Origin of the sequence: Stutzerimonas kunmingensis (genome assembly GCF_032106285.1) — a bacterium.
Classification (GTDB): Bacteria; Pseudomonadota; Gammaproteobacteria; order Pseudomonadales; family Pseudomonadaceae; genus Stutzerimonas; species Stutzerimonas kunmingensis_B.
This window is the reverse complement of record NZ_DAMCPO010000008.1, coordinates 107,942-121,998: the sequence shown is the minus strand read 5'-3', so window position 1 is coordinate 121,998 and position 14,057 is coordinate 107,942. Positions and strand designations below refer to the sequence as shown.

Annotated in this window: 12 protein-coding genes; 7 read left to right on the top strand and 5 right to left on the bottom strand. The window is 63.7% G+C overall.

The window, feature by feature from the left end; genetic code table 11:
* Positions 1-26: 26 nt before the first annotated feature.
* On the top strand, positions 27-986 hold the full coding sequence (locus RT582_RS08775; RefSeq protein WP_313477174.1) for an alpha/beta fold hydrolase: 960 nt from the start codon (positions 27-29) through the stop codon (positions 984-986).
* 93 nt (positions 987-1,079) lie between these two features.
* Here RT582_RS08775 and RT582_RS08770 read toward each other — a convergent pair whose 3' ends face one another.
* Positions 1,080-2,669, bottom strand: a complete 1,590-nt coding sequence (locus RT582_RS08770) for an ABC-F family ATPase (protein WP_014820158.1) — start codon at positions 2,667-2,669, stop codon at positions 1,080-1,082.
* A 353-nt stretch (positions 2,670-3,022) separates the two neighbouring features.
* Between RT582_RS08770 and RT582_RS08765 the strand changes: the two genes are divergently transcribed.
* Positions 3,023-5,134 (top strand): TonB-dependent siderophore receptor, encoded by a 2,112-nt coding sequence (locus RT582_RS08765; RefSeq protein ID WP_313477173.1) that lies wholly within the window; start codon positions 3,023-3,025, stop codon positions 5,132-5,134.
* Between the two features lie 43 nt (positions 5,135-5,177).
* On the opposite strand, the gene RT582_RS08760 is transcribed toward RT582_RS08765, so the two are convergent.
* From RT582_RS08760 to RT582_RS08750, 3 genes are all read right to left on the bottom strand, one after another.
* Positions 5,178-6,158 (bottom strand): TAXI family TRAP transporter solute-binding subunit, encoded by a 981-nt coding sequence (locus RT582_RS08760; protein ID WP_313477172.1) that lies wholly within the window; start codon positions 6,156-6,158, stop codon positions 5,178-5,180.
* Between the two features lie 75 nt (positions 6,159-6,233).
* Positions 6,234-6,587 carry a RidA family protein gene (locus RT582_RS08755; RefSeq protein WP_014820160.1) on the bottom strand — a complete coding sequence of 118 codons (354 nt, stop codon included), beginning with the start codon at positions 6,585-6,587 and terminating at the stop codon, positions 6,234-6,236.
* 21 nt (positions 6,588-6,608) lie between these two features.
* Entirely contained in the window at positions 6,609-7,853 is a 1,245-nt protein-coding gene (locus RT582_RS08750) for a D-amino acid dehydrogenase (RefSeq protein ID WP_313477171.1), read from the bottom strand.
* A gap of 121 nt (positions 7,854-7,974) precedes the next feature.
* Here RT582_RS08750 and RT582_RS08745 point away from each other — a divergent pair, with 121 nt between their 5' ends.
* Together RT582_RS08745 and zapE are read left to right on the top strand one after the other, a co-directional pair.
* Entirely contained in the window at positions 7,975-8,883 is a 909-nt protein-coding gene (locus RT582_RS08745; RefSeq protein WP_313477170.1) for a LysR family transcriptional regulator, read from the top strand.
* Between the two features lie 41 nt (positions 8,884-8,924).
* Positions 8,925-10,034: a cell division protein ZapE gene (gene zapE / locus RT582_RS08740; protein WP_313477169.1), complete on the top strand. Its 1,110-nt coding sequence runs from the start codon at positions 8,925-8,927 to the stop codon at positions 10,032-10,034.
* Positions 10,035-10,042: 8 nt separating this feature from the next.
* Here zapE and RT582_RS08735 read toward each other — a convergent pair whose 3' ends face one another.
* A complete protein-coding gene (locus RT582_RS08735) occupies positions 10,043-10,321 on the bottom strand; it encodes a peptidylprolyl isomerase (protein ID WP_003285081.1) in 279 nt (92 codons plus the stop codon).
* Positions 10,322-10,497: 176 nt separating this feature from the next.
* On the opposite strand from RT582_RS08735, the gene RT582_RS08730 reads away from it, so the two are divergent.
* The 3 genes from RT582_RS08730 (at position 10,498) to RT582_RS08720 (ending at position 14,036) form a co-directional block, all read left to right on the top strand.
* Entirely contained in the window at positions 10,498-11,628 is a 1,131-nt protein-coding gene (locus RT582_RS08730; protein ID WP_313477168.1) for a gluconokinase, GntK/IdnK-type, read from the top strand.
* A gap of 51 nt (positions 11,629-11,679) precedes the next feature.
* Positions 11,680-12,957: a TRAP transporter large permease gene (locus tag RT582_RS08725; RefSeq protein ID WP_313477167.1), complete on the top strand. Its 1,278-nt coding sequence runs from the start codon at positions 11,680-11,682 to the stop codon at positions 12,955-12,957.
* 62 nt (positions 12,958-13,019) lie between these two features.
* Positions 13,020-14,036: a TRAP transporter substrate-binding protein gene (locus tag RT582_RS08720; RefSeq protein WP_313477166.1), complete on the top strand. Its 1,017-nt coding sequence runs from the start codon at positions 13,020-13,022 to the stop codon at positions 14,034-14,036.
* Positions 14,037-14,057: the final 21 nt, after the last annotated feature.

Sequence of the window (14,057 nt, the reverse complement as noted above, 5' to 3'; positions counted from 1 at the left end):
AGTGAGGCCTCCAGTCAGGAGGCCTCATGAACAGTACTGCAGACCATTTCCAGCTCGACCTGAACGGTATATCCCTCAGCCTTTATAGCGCCGGCCCGGAAGAGGGCAGGCCTGTTTGGCTGCTGCATGGCTTCCCCGAGTGTTGGTATTCCTGGCGCAATCAGATCGATTCACTGGTGGCGGCTGGTTATCGCGTGTTCGTTCCCGAGATGCGTGGCTACGGGCTCAGCGGCGCGCCAGTGGACGTCTCGGCCTACGATGTGCTGACGCTGTGTGGGGACGTTCGTGCGGCCATGGATCATTTCGGTCACCGGCAGGTGGCGCTAATCGGGCACGACTGGGGCGCAATGGTCGCCTGGTATCTCGCGTTGCTGGAGCCGGAGCGGGTCACCGCGCTGGTGACCATGTCGGTGCCCTTCGCCGGAAGACCGCGGCGGCCTGCGACCGAAATCATGCGCGAAGCCAGCGGTGATCGATTCAACTACATCCTCTATTTCCAGCAGCCCGGTCGCGCCGAGCGTGAACTGGATGCCGACATTGATCGTACCCTGCGCCTGTTGATGTATTACCAGGAAAGGAACCTGTTGCTGCAGAACAAGCCTGCCGACGGCACCTTGTTCGAGGACGACATGCAGCCGGGGCCGTTGCCCGACTGGTGCTCAGAAGACGATCTGGCGGTGTATCGGCAGACGTTCGCCGAGCACGGTTTTCGCGGTGCGCTGAACTGGTATCGCAACTTCGAACGCAACTGGCAGGTTACCGAGCCGCTGCAGGGGCGCAAGATCACGCAGCCGACCATTTTTCTGATCGGCGACCATGACCCAGTTGGTGAGCTCGAGGCCTATACGCTGAAGAAGATGCCGGAATGGGTGCCGGATCTGGAACGGCACGAACTGGCGCCGTGTGGTCACTGGATTCAGAACGAACAGGCGGGGAGGGTGAATACGCTGCTACTGGACTTCCTTGCCCGCCGCTTTGCCAGCTGATGCGTGGCACGGCGCAGTGCTGAGACGTTGTCTATGAGTCTGCAGCGCCGTCTCCGAAGAAAGAGGCGCTGCGATACGCGGGCAGGGTGAGGATCAGACGATTACGCCCTGGCTGCGCAGGTAGTCGTCGTAGCTGCCGCTGAAGTCGGTCACGCCGTTCTCCGACAGCTCGATGATGCGGGTCGCCAGCGAGCTGACGAATTCACGGTCGTGGCTGACGAAGATCAGCGTGCCCGGGTAGTTCTCCAGCGCCAGGTTCAGTGCCTCGATGGATTCCATGTCGAGGTGGTTGGTCGGTTCGTCCATCACCAGCACGTTGGGCTTCTGCAGGATCAGCTTGCCGAACAGCATGCGGCCCTGTTCGCCACCCGAGATGACCTTGACCGACTTGAGGATCTCGTCGTTGGAGAACAGCATGCGGCCGAGGGTGCCGCGCACCAGCTGCTCGCCGCCCTGAGTCCACTGGCTCATCCAGTCGAACAGACTGACGTCATCCTCGAAGTCATGGGCATGGTCCTGGGCGTAATAGCCGTAGTCGGCGCTTTCGGTCCATTTGACGCTGCCGCTGTCCGGGGTCAGTTCACCAACCAGGGTGCGCAGCAGGGTGGTCTTGCCGATGCCGTTCGGACCGATGATCGCCACGCGCTCGCCGGCCTCGACGGTGAAGCTGAAGTTCTTGAACAGTTCCTTGTCGTCGAAGCCCTTGGACAGGCGCTCGACGGTCACTGCCTGGCGGTGCAGCTTCTTGGTCTGCTCGAAGCGAATGAACGGGCTGATACGACTGGACGGCTTGACCTCCGCCAGCTGGATCTTGTCGATCTGCTTGGCGCGGCTGGTAGCCTGCTTGGCCTTGGAGGCGTTGGCCGAGAAGCGGCTGACGAAGGTCTGCAGTTCGGCGATCTGCGCCTTCTTCTTGGCGTTGTCCGACAGCAGCTGCTCGCGCGACTGGGTCGCCGCGGTCATGTACTCGTCGTAGTTGCCCGGGAACAGGCGCAGCTCGCCGTAATCCAGGTCCGCCATGTGGGTGCAGACCGAGTTCAGGAAGTGGCGGTCGTGGGAAATGATGATCATGGTGCTGTTACGCGCCGTGAGGATCGTTTCCAGCCAGCGGATGGTATTGATGTCCAGGTGGTTGGTCGGTTCATCCAGCAGCAGCACATCCGGATCGGAAAACAGCGCCTGGGCCAGCAGCACACGCAGCTTCCAGCCGGGAGCGACTTCGCTCATCGGGCCGAAATGCTGCTCCAGCGGAATACCCAGGCCAAGCAGCAGTTCTCCGGCACGGGATTCTGCGGTGTAGCCGTCCATTTCGGCGAACTCACCTTCGAGTTCGCCGACTTTCATACCATCCTCTTCGCTCATTTCCGGTAGCGAATAGATGCGGTCGCGCTCAGCCTTAACCTTCCACAGTTCCTCATGGCCCATGATCACCGTGTCGATCACGTTGAATTCTTCGTAGGCGAACTGATCCTGGCGCAGCTTGCCCAGGCGCACGTTCGGCTCGAGCATCACCTGGCCGGCGGACGGTTCCAGATCGCCACCGAGAATCTTCATGAAGGTCGACTTGCCGCAGCCATTGGCGCCGATCAGGCCGTAGCGGTTGCCACCGCCGAATTTGACGGAAACGTTTTCGAACAGCGGCTTAGCACCGAACTGCATGGTGATGTTGGCGGTGGAGATCAAGGGCGTACCTATCAATGACGTGTGGCTGCGTGAATCAGGCTGATACCGATCCGATACCAATACTCAGCGGTCCAGCTCGCTCCGAAAGGGAGCTGGTCGATCCAGCGATTCTTGAGGTGAATGACAACGGTGGGCGTTTGCGCCTGCTGCCGGATGAATGCGGGGTGGCTACCGAACTTCAGCCGCGCATTGTCGCATAGCTGCACTCGCCGACGTAAGGACGGGCTAACAAGGCAAACAGGAATCGCGCGGTAGCGGTCGTCGAGCTTGAGCGGATGCGAATCGTTTCATTGACACCCGGATGCCAAATAGAGAGCATTGTTACGATATAACATAGGTATCTGAGTTAAAGCATGAATAACGCAAGTGCGGTAGTGAAATGGGCGGGTTGCGGAGCGGCGTTGATCCTGGCTGGTGCGCCGCTGGCTGTGGCAGAGGACGCGGCGGTACTGGATTCGGTCGTGATCACGGCTGACCAGGAGCGCGCCGATGGACCGGTTCAGGGCTATCGAGCCAAACGCTCGCGCAGCGCGACGAAAACCGACACATCCATCGAGGAAATACCCCAGTCGATCAGCGTCGTTCCAGCATCCGTGCTGCAGGATCTGGACAGCCCGCGCGTCGAGAAGGCGCTGGACTTCGCCGGCGGCGTCGCCAGGCAGAACGATTTCGGCGGCCTGACCATGTACGAATACAGCGTGCGCGGGCTGACCACCGGAGAATTCTACAAGGACGGTTTCAGCGTCAACCGCGGCTTCATGAACCCGCCCGACGCCTCCAACATCGAGCGGGTCGAAGTGCTCAAGGGGCCTTCGGCCAGCCTTTACGGACGCGGTGATCCGGGCGGCACGATCAATATCGTCAGCAAGCGCCCGCAGCTGGACAGCTTTGCCCGTCTCGATCTTAGCGCCGGTCGCTGGGACCGTTATCGCACTGCGCTGGACGTGAACACGCCGCTCGATGAAGACGGCAACATGCTCTATCGCATGAACATCGCCATCGAAGACAACAACAGTTTTCGCGACCACCGCGAGGCTGAGCGCCAGTTCGTCGCGCCGTCCTTCAGCTGGGAGCTGAGCCCTGATACGCGGCTGCTGGTGCAGGCAGAAGTGGTGCGCAACCGCCAGATCTTCGATCGCGGCGTGGTTGCACCCGGCGGCGACCTGGGCAAGGTGTCCCGCTCAGCGTTCTATGGCGAACCCTCGGATGGGCCGATCAGCAACGACAACGAAACGCTGCAGGCCGAACTCGAACACGACCTCAACGAAGTCTGGACGCTGCGCCTGGCCAGCCACTACAAGCAGGGCCGGATGGATGGCTACGCCACCGAAGCGGCAGAGGTCGCAGCAGACGGCCGCACGCTGACCCGCAACCTGCGCTATCGCGACTACGACTGGCAGGACGCGATCACCCAGCTGGAGCTGCGCGGGCGTTTCGATACCGGCTCGATCGAGCATCAGCTGTTGATCGGCACCGAGTACGAGCGTTACGCCTTGAGCGAATTCATGCTGCGCTCCAACAATCTGCGCAACATCGATCTCTACAACCCGGTCTACGGTGCGTCGCGTCCGGCGTTCAATCCCGCGCGTACGGTTAACCGCAATGAGCTGGTGCATAGCCGCGCACTGAATCTGCAGGACCAGATTCGCTTTACCGACAAGCTCTTTGGCGTCATCGGCGCCCGCTATGATCATTACGAACAAGGCCTGGACAATGAGGTTGCTGGCCGGCGCACCGAGCAGACCCACGAAAAGGTCACGCCGCGTGTTGGTGCGCTCTATCAGCTGATGCCGGAGGTCGGGCTGTTCGCCAACGCCTCGCAGTCATTCAAACCGAACAACGGTGCGGACGTCAGCGGCGCCACTTTCGATCCGGAAGAAGGCGTGGGTTATGAGGCAGGGGTCAAACTCGACCTGTTCGACGGCCGTTTGGGGCTCACCGCCGCAGCGTTCCATCTAACCAAGGAAAACGTCCTGACCAGCGATCCGGCGAACGACGGTTTTCAGATTGCCGCCGGCGAGGTGCGCAGCCGCGGGATTGACCTGCAGCTGGCCGGGCAGCTGACCGACGCGATTCGCGTGATCGGTGGCTATGCCTACGTGGATGCCGAGGTGACTCGCGATAACACCCTGGCCAGTGGCAGCCGGCTGCTCAACGTGCCACGCCACAGCGGCAGCCTGCTGACTACCTACGAATTCCTCGATGGCGATCTCAGCGGGCTCTCCCTTGGCGGCGCGGTGAACTACGTGGGTGATCGGGCAGGGCAGGCCGATAGCGACTTCGAGTTGCCGTCGTACACGACCGTGGACCTGCTGGCGCGCTACAAGGCGACGCAAAAGCTGACCCTCGGCGTGAACCTGAACAACGCCTTCGACCGGACCTACTACGAGCGCTCCTACAGCAATGTCTGGGTCATGCCGGGTGAGCCGCGCAACCTGAGCGTTAGCCTCTCCGTGGAGCTCTGAGTCTGTGCATCAGCGGGCGCTGTCGCCCGCTGATGTGGGCGTCCTACAGCCAACCTTTCTCCTTGTAATAACGCTCGGCGCCCTCGTGCAGTGGCGCAGTCAGTCCGACGCGAATCATGTCTTCGGCCTTTAGATCGGCAAATGCCGGATGCAGGCGCTTGAACCTGTCGAGGTTGTCGAACACCGACTTGACCAGCTGATAGACGACCTCCGGATCGGTCCTGCTGGTGGTCGCCAGCACGGCCTTGCCGCCAATCGACGGAATGGCGCCGTCCACGCCCGGGTAGAGCCCGGCGGGGATTTCCACGGCGCTGTAGTAATCGGCCTTGGCCAGCAGGTTGTCGATCTCGGCGCCCTGCACCGGAATGATCCTGGCCTTTACATTGGTCAAGGCTTCCTGGATCGCACCGCTTGGATGGCCGACCACATAGGTGATGGCGTCCAGGTTGTTGTCCCCCAGCGCCGAGGCCATTTCCGCCGGTTTGAGTTCCGCGGCCAGGGAGAAGCTCGCGTTCGTCCAACCCTTGGCCTGCATGACCTCCTCGAAAGTGTCGCGACTGCCCGAGCCGGGCACGCCGATGTTTACCCGCTTGCCTTCGAGTCCGGCCAGGTCGGTGATGCCGCTGTCGTTGCGAACGACCACGGTGAGAATCTCCGACTGAAGTGAGAACACCGCGCGCAGTTCGACGGCGCCCTCCTTGTCGAAGGGCGCCAGGCCCTGCAGCGCCTTGTGCTGATGGTCGGACTGGATGAAGCCGAAGTCGTACTCGCCTTTGTGCAACGACACGATGTTGGTCACGCTGCCCGCGGTCGAGGGTGCGTTGCATTTGATGGCGGGCTTCACCTCGGCACGATTGAGGAAGCGGCACACCGACTGGCCGGCGGTGTAATACACGCCGGTCTGCCCTCCGGTGCCGATGGTGACGAAGCGCTCCTGCGCCAGCACGCTGGTGCTGGCCAAGGCGCTGGCGAGCACGCCGGCCAGGGTGATGCCGAACAGGCCGTTACGGATCTGGTGGTTCATTGCGGTTCCCTCTTGTTTGTATTGTGGGTGGTTGCAACTGTGGTTGGCCGGCGCAGGAACGATAGACCGCTGTGGTCAGGCGCGCGCAGCGATCACCATGATCTCGACCAGCACCTCGGGGGAGGCCAGGCGCGCCTGTACCGTCGCCCGTGCCGGTGCGCAGCCTGCTGGCAGCCAGTCGCTCCAGACCTCGTTCATGGCGGCGAAGTCGGCGTCGATGTCCTTCAGCCAGATCTGCGCGCTGAGCAGGTTTTCGCGACTGGAGCCGGCGGCGGCCAGCAGCCGGTCGATCTTCGCCAGCACCTCGCGGCTCTGTCCTGCGGCATCCAGGCTGCGGTCGTCCGGCACCTGGCCGGCGAGGAACACAAGGTCTGCATGAACGACTGCGGCGGACATTCGCGGATTGCTCTCGATGCGTTGAACGGGCATATCGGTTTCCTCTTTGAGTGGTCAGGCGGGCAGGCTCAAGCCGTCCAGGGAGACAGCGGGTGGTGATCCGCCGATTACGCTGGCGAGCAGGTCGGCGCTGCCACAGGCCAGGGTGAAGCCGAGGCTGCCGTGGCCGACGTTGAGCCAGAGATTGTCGAATCCGCTGCGGCCGATCAGCGGCGTACCTTGGGGCGTCGCCGGGCGCAGGCCTGCCCATTGCCGCGCGCGTTGGTAGTCGCCGGCGCCGGGGAAGGCCGCACCGGCCAGACGTTGCAGGGTGGCGATGCGCTGCTGGTCGAGCCCGGCATCCCAGCCGGCGATATCCACCATCGCCGCGACGCGCAGCTGGTCATCGAGGCGGGCGTAGACGACCTTGTTGTCGTAGTCGGTGACGTTGGTTTGCGGCACGCGGTCCTGGTCGGCCAGCCCAACGGTCAGGCTGTAGCCCTTGAGCGGGTAAATCGGCAGGTCGATACCCAGTGGCCTAAGCAGCCCGACGCTGCCGGTGCCGGCCGCGACTACCAGATGGTCGACGGCGACTTCATCGTGTCCGAGCACGACCGCGCGGACGCGCTTGCCTTCGGTGCGCAATGCGCTTACCGATTGCCCGGTATGCAGACGAAACCGAGGTGATGCGCGTAGTCGCTGCAGCAGCTCGGTGCAGAACAGATGGCAATCGGCAACCTCGTCGCCGGGCGAATAGATGCCGCCGTGCAGCGATGCCGCCAACGGCGTCAGCGCCGGCTCGACGTCGACGCATTGCGCGGCGTCCAGCAGCCGCTGCCCTGATTCGTCGTCGATGGCCGCTGCGCCCTTGTGCAGGCTGTGTTGATCGCGATAGATCACCAGTTTGCCGTTGGCGCGCCAGGCGAAGCCGTCCAGCTGGTCCTGCTCGCGCCAGCTGCGCAGGATCTGCTGGCTGTGCAGGGCGAGCCGCAGCAAGTGAGCCGCGTTGCGCCGGTTGACCGAACGCCGGCACGCCAGCAGGAACTGCAGACACCAGCGCCACTGATGCAGGCTCGCCTGCGGCCGGAAGCGCAGCGGGGCATCGGCTCCGCGCAGCATCCAGCCAATCGCCTGCAGCGGCACGCCGGCATCGGCCAGGGGCGAAACGTAGCGATAGCTGAGCTGCCCGCCATTGGCGAAGCTGGTTTCCAGGGCGACATCGTCGCGCCGTTCGATCAGCACCACGCTGTGCCCCTGGCGCACCAGTGAATAGGCGGTGGCAAGCCCGATGACGCCTGCGCCGATGACTGCTACCCGCATGCAACTGCTCCTCCGAGTCGATCAGCGCAGCCTAGGCCGCGGGCCCGCGAGGCGGCCAATGAAAGGATGGAGCGTGCCCATAACCTGCGGTTATGCTCGGTCGACTGAAGAGGGGACATGCATGCGGCTGCGTCATATCGAACTGTTCCAGGCGATCCTGCAAACCGGCAGCCTGACGGCCGCGGCCGAGCTGCTGCATATCTCCCAGCCGGCGGCGAGCAAGATTCTCAAGCATGCCGAGCAGCAACTTGGCTTTGCGCTGTTCGACCGGGTGCGCGGCAAGCTGCAGCCCACCGCCGAGGCGCGGGTGTTGCAGCAGCAGACCGAACGCCTGGCCATCGACCTGCAGAATCTGCGGCGGCTTGCAGACAGCCTCGGCCGGGGCGAGGAGTGCGCACTGCGCCTGATCTGCACGCCGGCGCTGGCTCAGGCGCTGCTGCCACAGGCGTTGCGCGCCTGGCGCGAGCGATTTCCACGGACGGTCTGTCAGCTCGCCACGCAGCACACGGCGGAAATCGTCGAAGCCCTGTTGCTGCGTGAAGCCGATCTCGGGCTGACGTCACAGGCGGTGGAGCATCCGGGACTGAGCAGTCAGTTATTGGCCGAGGGACGCATGCGCGTGATCGCGCCGCCTGGCTGGTGGCCGCTGGATGAACTGCACAGCCCGCTGCGGCTGCAGGCCTTGGCGGGTAAAGCGCTGATCGGCATCGACGCCCGCGATGCGCTGGGCAGCCTGTTGCGCGGCCACATCGAGGAGCTGGATCCGCCGCCGCGCGTCGTTACCTGGGTGCAGACCTATCAGCTGGCGCGACAGCTGGTGTCCGCGGGGCAGGGCGTGGCGCTGGTCGATCCGTTCACCGCGCTGGCCGCCACTGGCGGCGAGGTGCAGGCCCGTCTGCTCGAGCCGGCCATCAGCGTGCCGGTCTATGCGTTGACCCGTGTTCACGAGCAGCTGCTGCCGGCGCAGGCGATGCTGCTCGAGCAGCTCGGCGCCCAGGTTGAGCGACTGCTGCAGGATAGGCACAACTGAGCAGTCGCGCGCTACCATGGCGGCTTTTGCGCCGGACGATCATGCACGCCGACTCGCCCCTTGAACGTTATCAGCAGGCCATCGTGCAAGACGGTTTCTTGCCCGACGCGGCTCAGCAGCGCGCCGTTGCAGGACTTCAGGCCTGTCATGAGGCGCTGATTTCAGGTGCGGATCTGCCGCTTGGCGTCTACCTATGGGGGCCGGTCGGGCGTGGCAAGACCTGGCTGATGGACCTGTTTCACGCAAGCCTGACGGTTCCGTCGCGGCGGCAGCATTTCCATCACTTCATGCGCTGGGTGCATATCCGGCTGTTCCAGCTCAACGGCACGGCTGATCCGTTAAAGGCCCTGGCCAAAGAGCTTTCGGAAGAAATTCGCGTGCTTTGCTTCGACGAGCTGTTCGTCGGTGACATCGGCGACGCGATCATTCTGGGACGCCTGTTCCAGGTGCTCTTCGAGCACGGCGTGGTGATCGTTGCTACCTCCAACCAGCCGCCGGAGCAGCTGTACGCAGACGGCTTCAATCGCGAGCGTTTTCTGCCGGCCATCGATGCCATCGTGGAGCACATGCATGTGCTGAATGTGGATGGTGGCGCCGATCACCGCCTGCGTCCTGGCGCTGCGCTGCAGCGCTACTGGATCGCCCCGTCCGACAGTGGCAGCGCACTGGTCGCGACGTTCGAGGCGCTGATCGATGGAGCGTTCAGCATCGAGCCACTGGTCCTCAGCCGTCGCCAGCTCGACGTCGTGCGGCGCAGCGAATCGGTGCTCTGGTGCCGCTTCGCCGATCTCTGCGAGCAGCCGTTCTCGGCTCTGGATTTCATTGAACTGTGCGACCGCTTCGCAGCGATCCTGATTGGTGAGGTGCCTAGGCTCGGCGGCACGCAGCGCGATGGGCGCATTGCCCGCGGCACCGAGGATGGAGCCGCGCGGGTGGCGGCGGGTGATCGCCAGTTGCCCAGGCTCGCCGCGCGGGATGATGCCGTGCGCCGCTTCATCGCGCTGGTGGACGAGTGCTACGACCGGCGGATTCCTCTCTATATCGAAGCCGAGGTGGCACTGGACGAGCTGTATACCGAGGGCTATCTGGCATTCCCGTTCCGCCGCACGCTCAGCCGTCTGCGGGAGATGCAGCTGCAGCGCTTTGGCTGAGCGCTGGCTCAGTCGCGGTAGAACACCTGCACCAGGTGGTAGCCGAACTGGCTCTTTACCGGGCCGTGCACTTCGCGCAGCGGCTTCTTGAAAATCACCTGATCAATGCTGCGCACCATCTGCCCCGGGCGCACTTCGCCGAGGTCGCCACCTTTCTTGCCGGACGGGCAGGTCGAGTATTTGCGCGCCAGCACGTCGAATGCCTCGCCATTTGCGATGCGCTTTTTCAGCTGCGCGGCTTCGGCCTCAGTCTTGACCAGAATGTGGCGGCACATGGCTTTGGGCATGCTCGGTGTCCTCGATTGCACAGGGGCGCGATTGTAGTCGTGCCGCCGCGAATGTCGACCCGGATACCGCTTCGATGCAGCCGATTTGTGACTGATCGGTCGACGAGTGGTAGTTTTATCGCTCCGCGTGATAGCGCTAACATTCGGCCAAACAAGCAAAACAATGGATTTCTCGCATGCCTTCAGTGCATACCTCAAAGGCTTCCGCGCTTCCGGTGCTGGTCGTCATGGGCGTCAGCGGTTCCGGCAAGACGGACACCAGCCACGCCGTAGCCAATGCGCTCGGTCTGCCGCACATCGAAGCGGACAACTTTCACCCGGCAGAGAACGTGGCGCGCATGCGTGCCGGCACGCCGCTGTCCGATGCCGACCGCGTGGAGTGGCTGCACGCGCTGATCGCTGAAATGCAGCGCACTTTAGCGGCAGGCAGCGGCTTCGTGCTGGCTTGCTCGGCGCTCAAGCGCAGCTACCGGGAGTTGCTGCGCAGTGCGGTTCCGGAGCTGCGTTTCGCCCATCTGGCCATCGATTACGAAACCGCCGTGCAGCGCGTCGGCGGCAGGCCGGGACATTTCATGCCTATTTCCCTGGTCGACAGCCAGTTCGCCACCCTCGAATCACCCGAGGGCGAACCCGGCGTATTGACCGTGGATGCCAGCCAGCCCCGCGAAGACGTTCTGCGCCACATCGTCGATTGGATGCAGGGCGCCGGTCTGGATGAGCTTATTGAAACCCGGGCCGATCTTTCCTCGCGTCCGTTTGATAGCGCTACCACGGCGCCACCTTTGACCAACGAGCCGATCTACAGCGGCACGGTCGCCCAGCACTTCGACCGCCTGACCGACTGGCTGATGGCCGCGTTGATGGCGTTCATGGTCATCGTGGTGTTTTCCAGCGTGGTGCTGCGCTATGCCTTCGGCACTGGCTGGACCGGCGCTGAGGAGCTGTCGCGGCTGGCGTTCGTCTGGCTGGTGTTCGTCGGTGTCGCTTCGAGCATGCGCCGCGGCGAGCTGATGAGCTTTTCCATGCTGCGCGACCGCTTCCCGCGGCTGTTCCGCCGCGTCGTCGACTCTCTCAGCTGGCTGCTGGTGGCAGCTGCGAGCTGCCTGGCGGCCTGGGGCGGTTGGAATCAGATGCAGTTCGGCTGGACCATCAACAGCCCGGTAGTCGGCTACCCGCTGGGCCTGGCGATGTTGCCCGTGGCTGCCAGCATGGTCGCGCTGGCGGTATTGGCGCTGGTGCAGCTGGTCAATGTCTGGCGGCGCGATCAGCCATCGGCCACCGCCGCTGCGAATGTCACCGCGGACTGAAGCGATGCCGCATTCAGAACAATACGGGCACTGCCCAACCGAGGACCTTTCATGACCGTCGTCGTCTTCCTTTCATCGCTGCTGGGTTTCATGACGCTTGGCATGCCCATCGCCTTCGCTCTGCTGCTCACTGGCTCGGTGCTGATGTGGTATCTGGATTTCTGGGACGTGCAGCTGCTGGCGCAGAATCTTCAGGCCGGTGCTGACAGCTTCCCGCTGCTGGCGGTGCCGTTCTTCATCCTTGCTGGCGAACTGATGAATGCCGGCGGCATCTCGCGGCGCATCATCGCCATGGCGCAGGCCTATTTCGGTCACAAGCGTGGCGGCCTGGGTTACGTGGCTATTGCCGCTTCGGTGCTGCTGGCCAGCATGTCCGGCTCGGCGTTGGCCGATACCGCCGCGCTGGCGACGCTGCTGCTGCCGATGATGCGCGAGCGCGGCTACCCGTTGAGTTCGTCATCGGGTCTGGTGGCGGCGGGCGGGATCATCGCGCCGATCATCCCGCCCTCCATGCCGTTCGTGATCTACGGCGTGGTCACCGGTACTTCGATCAGCCAGCTGTTTCTCGCCGGCATGGTGCCGGGGCTGATCATGGGCATGGGCCTGATCGTTGCCTGGACGCTGATCGCCCGGCGGATCGACGAACCGAAGCAGGAAAAGGCCAGCGCTGCAGAGCGCCGTCGTGTGTTGGTCGATGGCGCCGCCGCGCTGATGCTGCCGGTGATCATAGTCGGCGGGCTGCGTGGCGGCCTGTTCACCCCGACCGAAGCGGCGGTGGTCGCCGCGGTCTATGCCCTGGCCGTTTCGATGTTGCTCTACCGCGAGCTGAACTGGGCCGGGTTGGTCGAGGTACTGACCCGTGCCAGTCGCACCACCGCCTCGGTGATGTTCCTCTGCGCCGCCGCGACGGTGTCGGCGTACATGATCACCCTGGCGCAGCTGCCCGACGAGATCGCTGCAATGCTCGGCCCGCTGGCGCAGGACCCGAAACTGCTGATGATCGCCATCATGCTGCTGATGATCGCCGTCGGCATGGTGCTGGACCTGACCCCGACCATCCTGATCCTCGGTCCGGTGCTGGCGCCGATCGCGATCAAGGCCGGCATCGATCCGGTGTATTTCGGCGTGATGTTCGTGCTGATCGGCTCCATCGGGCTGATCACGCCGCCGGTGGGCACCGTGCTCAATGTGGTCGGCGGCATCGGCCGGCTGCGCATGGAGACCCTGGTGCGTGGCGTGATGCCGTTCTTCCTTATCTATCTGGTCATCGTCGGGCTGCTCATCGCCGTGCCCTCGATCATCACCGTACCGCTGGCCTGGCTGCGGTAACGCCGGTCGTGCAATCCCAGCGTTCAACAACCCAACATCCAACAACAAGAAGGTATCCCGACATGAAACGACTCCTCATCAGCACCCTGGCTGCCGCCTTGCTCGGCAGCACGCTCAGCCTCGGTTACGCGCAGGCCGCGGACGACATCCGCCCACGCATGATCCGCTTCGGCTACGGGCTCAACGAAGACAGCAATCAGGGCAGGGCGGCCAAGCTGCTGGCCGATGAAGTGGCCAAGGCCTCGGGCGGCAAGCTGAAGGTGCGCACCTTCGCCTCCGCCAGCCTCGGTTCCGACGACCAGATGCAGAACGCACTGATCGGCGGCGCGCAGGAGATGATGGTCGGCTCGACCGCGACGCTGGTCGGCATCAGCAAGGAAATGGCGGTGTGGGATACGCCGTTCCTGTTCACCGATCCGCGCCAGGCCGATCAGGTACTGGACGGCCCGGTAGGCCGGCAGGTGATGGACAAGCTCGAAGATAAGGGCCTGGTCGGGCTGGTGTACTGGGAGAACGGTTTTCGTAACGTGACCAACAGTGCGCGACCGATCGAGAAGCTCGAGGACTTCGATGGCATCAAGCTGCGCGTGATGCCCAATCCGGTGTTCATCGACACCTTCAAGCGCATGGGCGCCAACGCGGTGCCGCTGCCGTTCTCCGAGCTGTTCACCGCGCTGGAAACCAAGGCGGTCGACGGCCAGGAGAACCCCTACAACACCATCCTGTCCTCCAAGTTCTATGAGGTGCAGAAGTACCTGAGCGTGACCAATCACGTCTACAGCCCGTGGATCGTCACGGTTTCCAAGCGCTGGTGGGACGGGCTATCGGCGACCGAGCAGGGCATCCTCATGAACGCCGCGGAAAAGGCCCGTGATGCCGAACGCGAGGATACTCGGCACGAGGCCAGCCAGGCCCTGGCGGCGCTGAAGGAGCGGGGCATGCAGATCAACGAGGTCAGCCCGGAACAGATCCAGCGCATGCGCGAGCAGGCGCAACCGGCGATCCAGACGGTGATCGACGCGGTCGGCCAGGAGCTGTTCGACCAGGTGCAGGCCGAGGTGGAGAAGGCTGCGCATTAGGGCGTGACCTGCGCCTGCCCG

Excerpts from the sequence above, each read along its gene's own strand:
- RT582_RS08775 (WP_313477174.1), top strand. The coding sequence starts at position 27 with ATGAACAGTACTGCAGACCATTTCCAGCTCGACCTGAACGGTATATCC.
- RT582_RS08765 (WP_313477173.1), top strand. The coding sequence starts at position 3,023 with ATGAATAACGCAAGTGCGGTAGTGAAATGGGCGGGTTGCGGAGCGGCG.
- RT582_RS08760 (WP_313477172.1), bottom strand. The coding sequence starts at position 6,158 with ATGAACCACCAGATCCGTAACGGCCTGTTCGGCATCACCCTGGCCGGC.
- RT582_RS08755 (WP_014820160.1), bottom strand. The coding sequence starts at position 6,587 with ATGCCCGTTCAACGCATCGAGAGCAATCCGCGAATGTCCGCCGCAGTC.
- RT582_RS08750 (WP_313477171.1), bottom strand. The coding sequence starts at position 7,853 with ATGCGGGTAGCAGTCATCGGCGCAGGCGTCATCGGGCTTGCCACCGCC.
- RT582_RS08745 (WP_313477170.1), top strand. The coding sequence starts at position 7,975 with ATGCGGCTGCGTCATATCGAACTGTTCCAGGCGATCCTGCAAACCGGC.
- zapE (WP_313477169.1), top strand. The coding sequence starts at position 8,925 with ATGCACGCCGACTCGCCCCTTGAACGTTATCAGCAGGCCATCGTGCAA.
- RT582_RS08735 (WP_003285081.1), bottom strand. The coding sequence starts at position 10,321 with ATGCCCAAAGCCATGTGCCGCCACATTCTGGTCAAGACTGAGGCCGAA.
- RT582_RS08730 (WP_313477168.1), top strand. The coding sequence starts at position 10,498 with ATGCCTTCAGTGCATACCTCAAAGGCTTCCGCGCTTCCGGTGCTGGTC.
- RT582_RS08725 (WP_313477167.1), top strand. The coding sequence starts at position 11,680 with ATGACCGTCGTCGTCTTCCTTTCATCGCTGCTGGGTTTCATGACGCTT.
- RT582_RS08720 (WP_313477166.1), top strand. The coding sequence starts at position 13,020 with ATGAAACGACTCCTCATCAGCACCCTGGCTGCCGCCTTGCTCGGCAGC.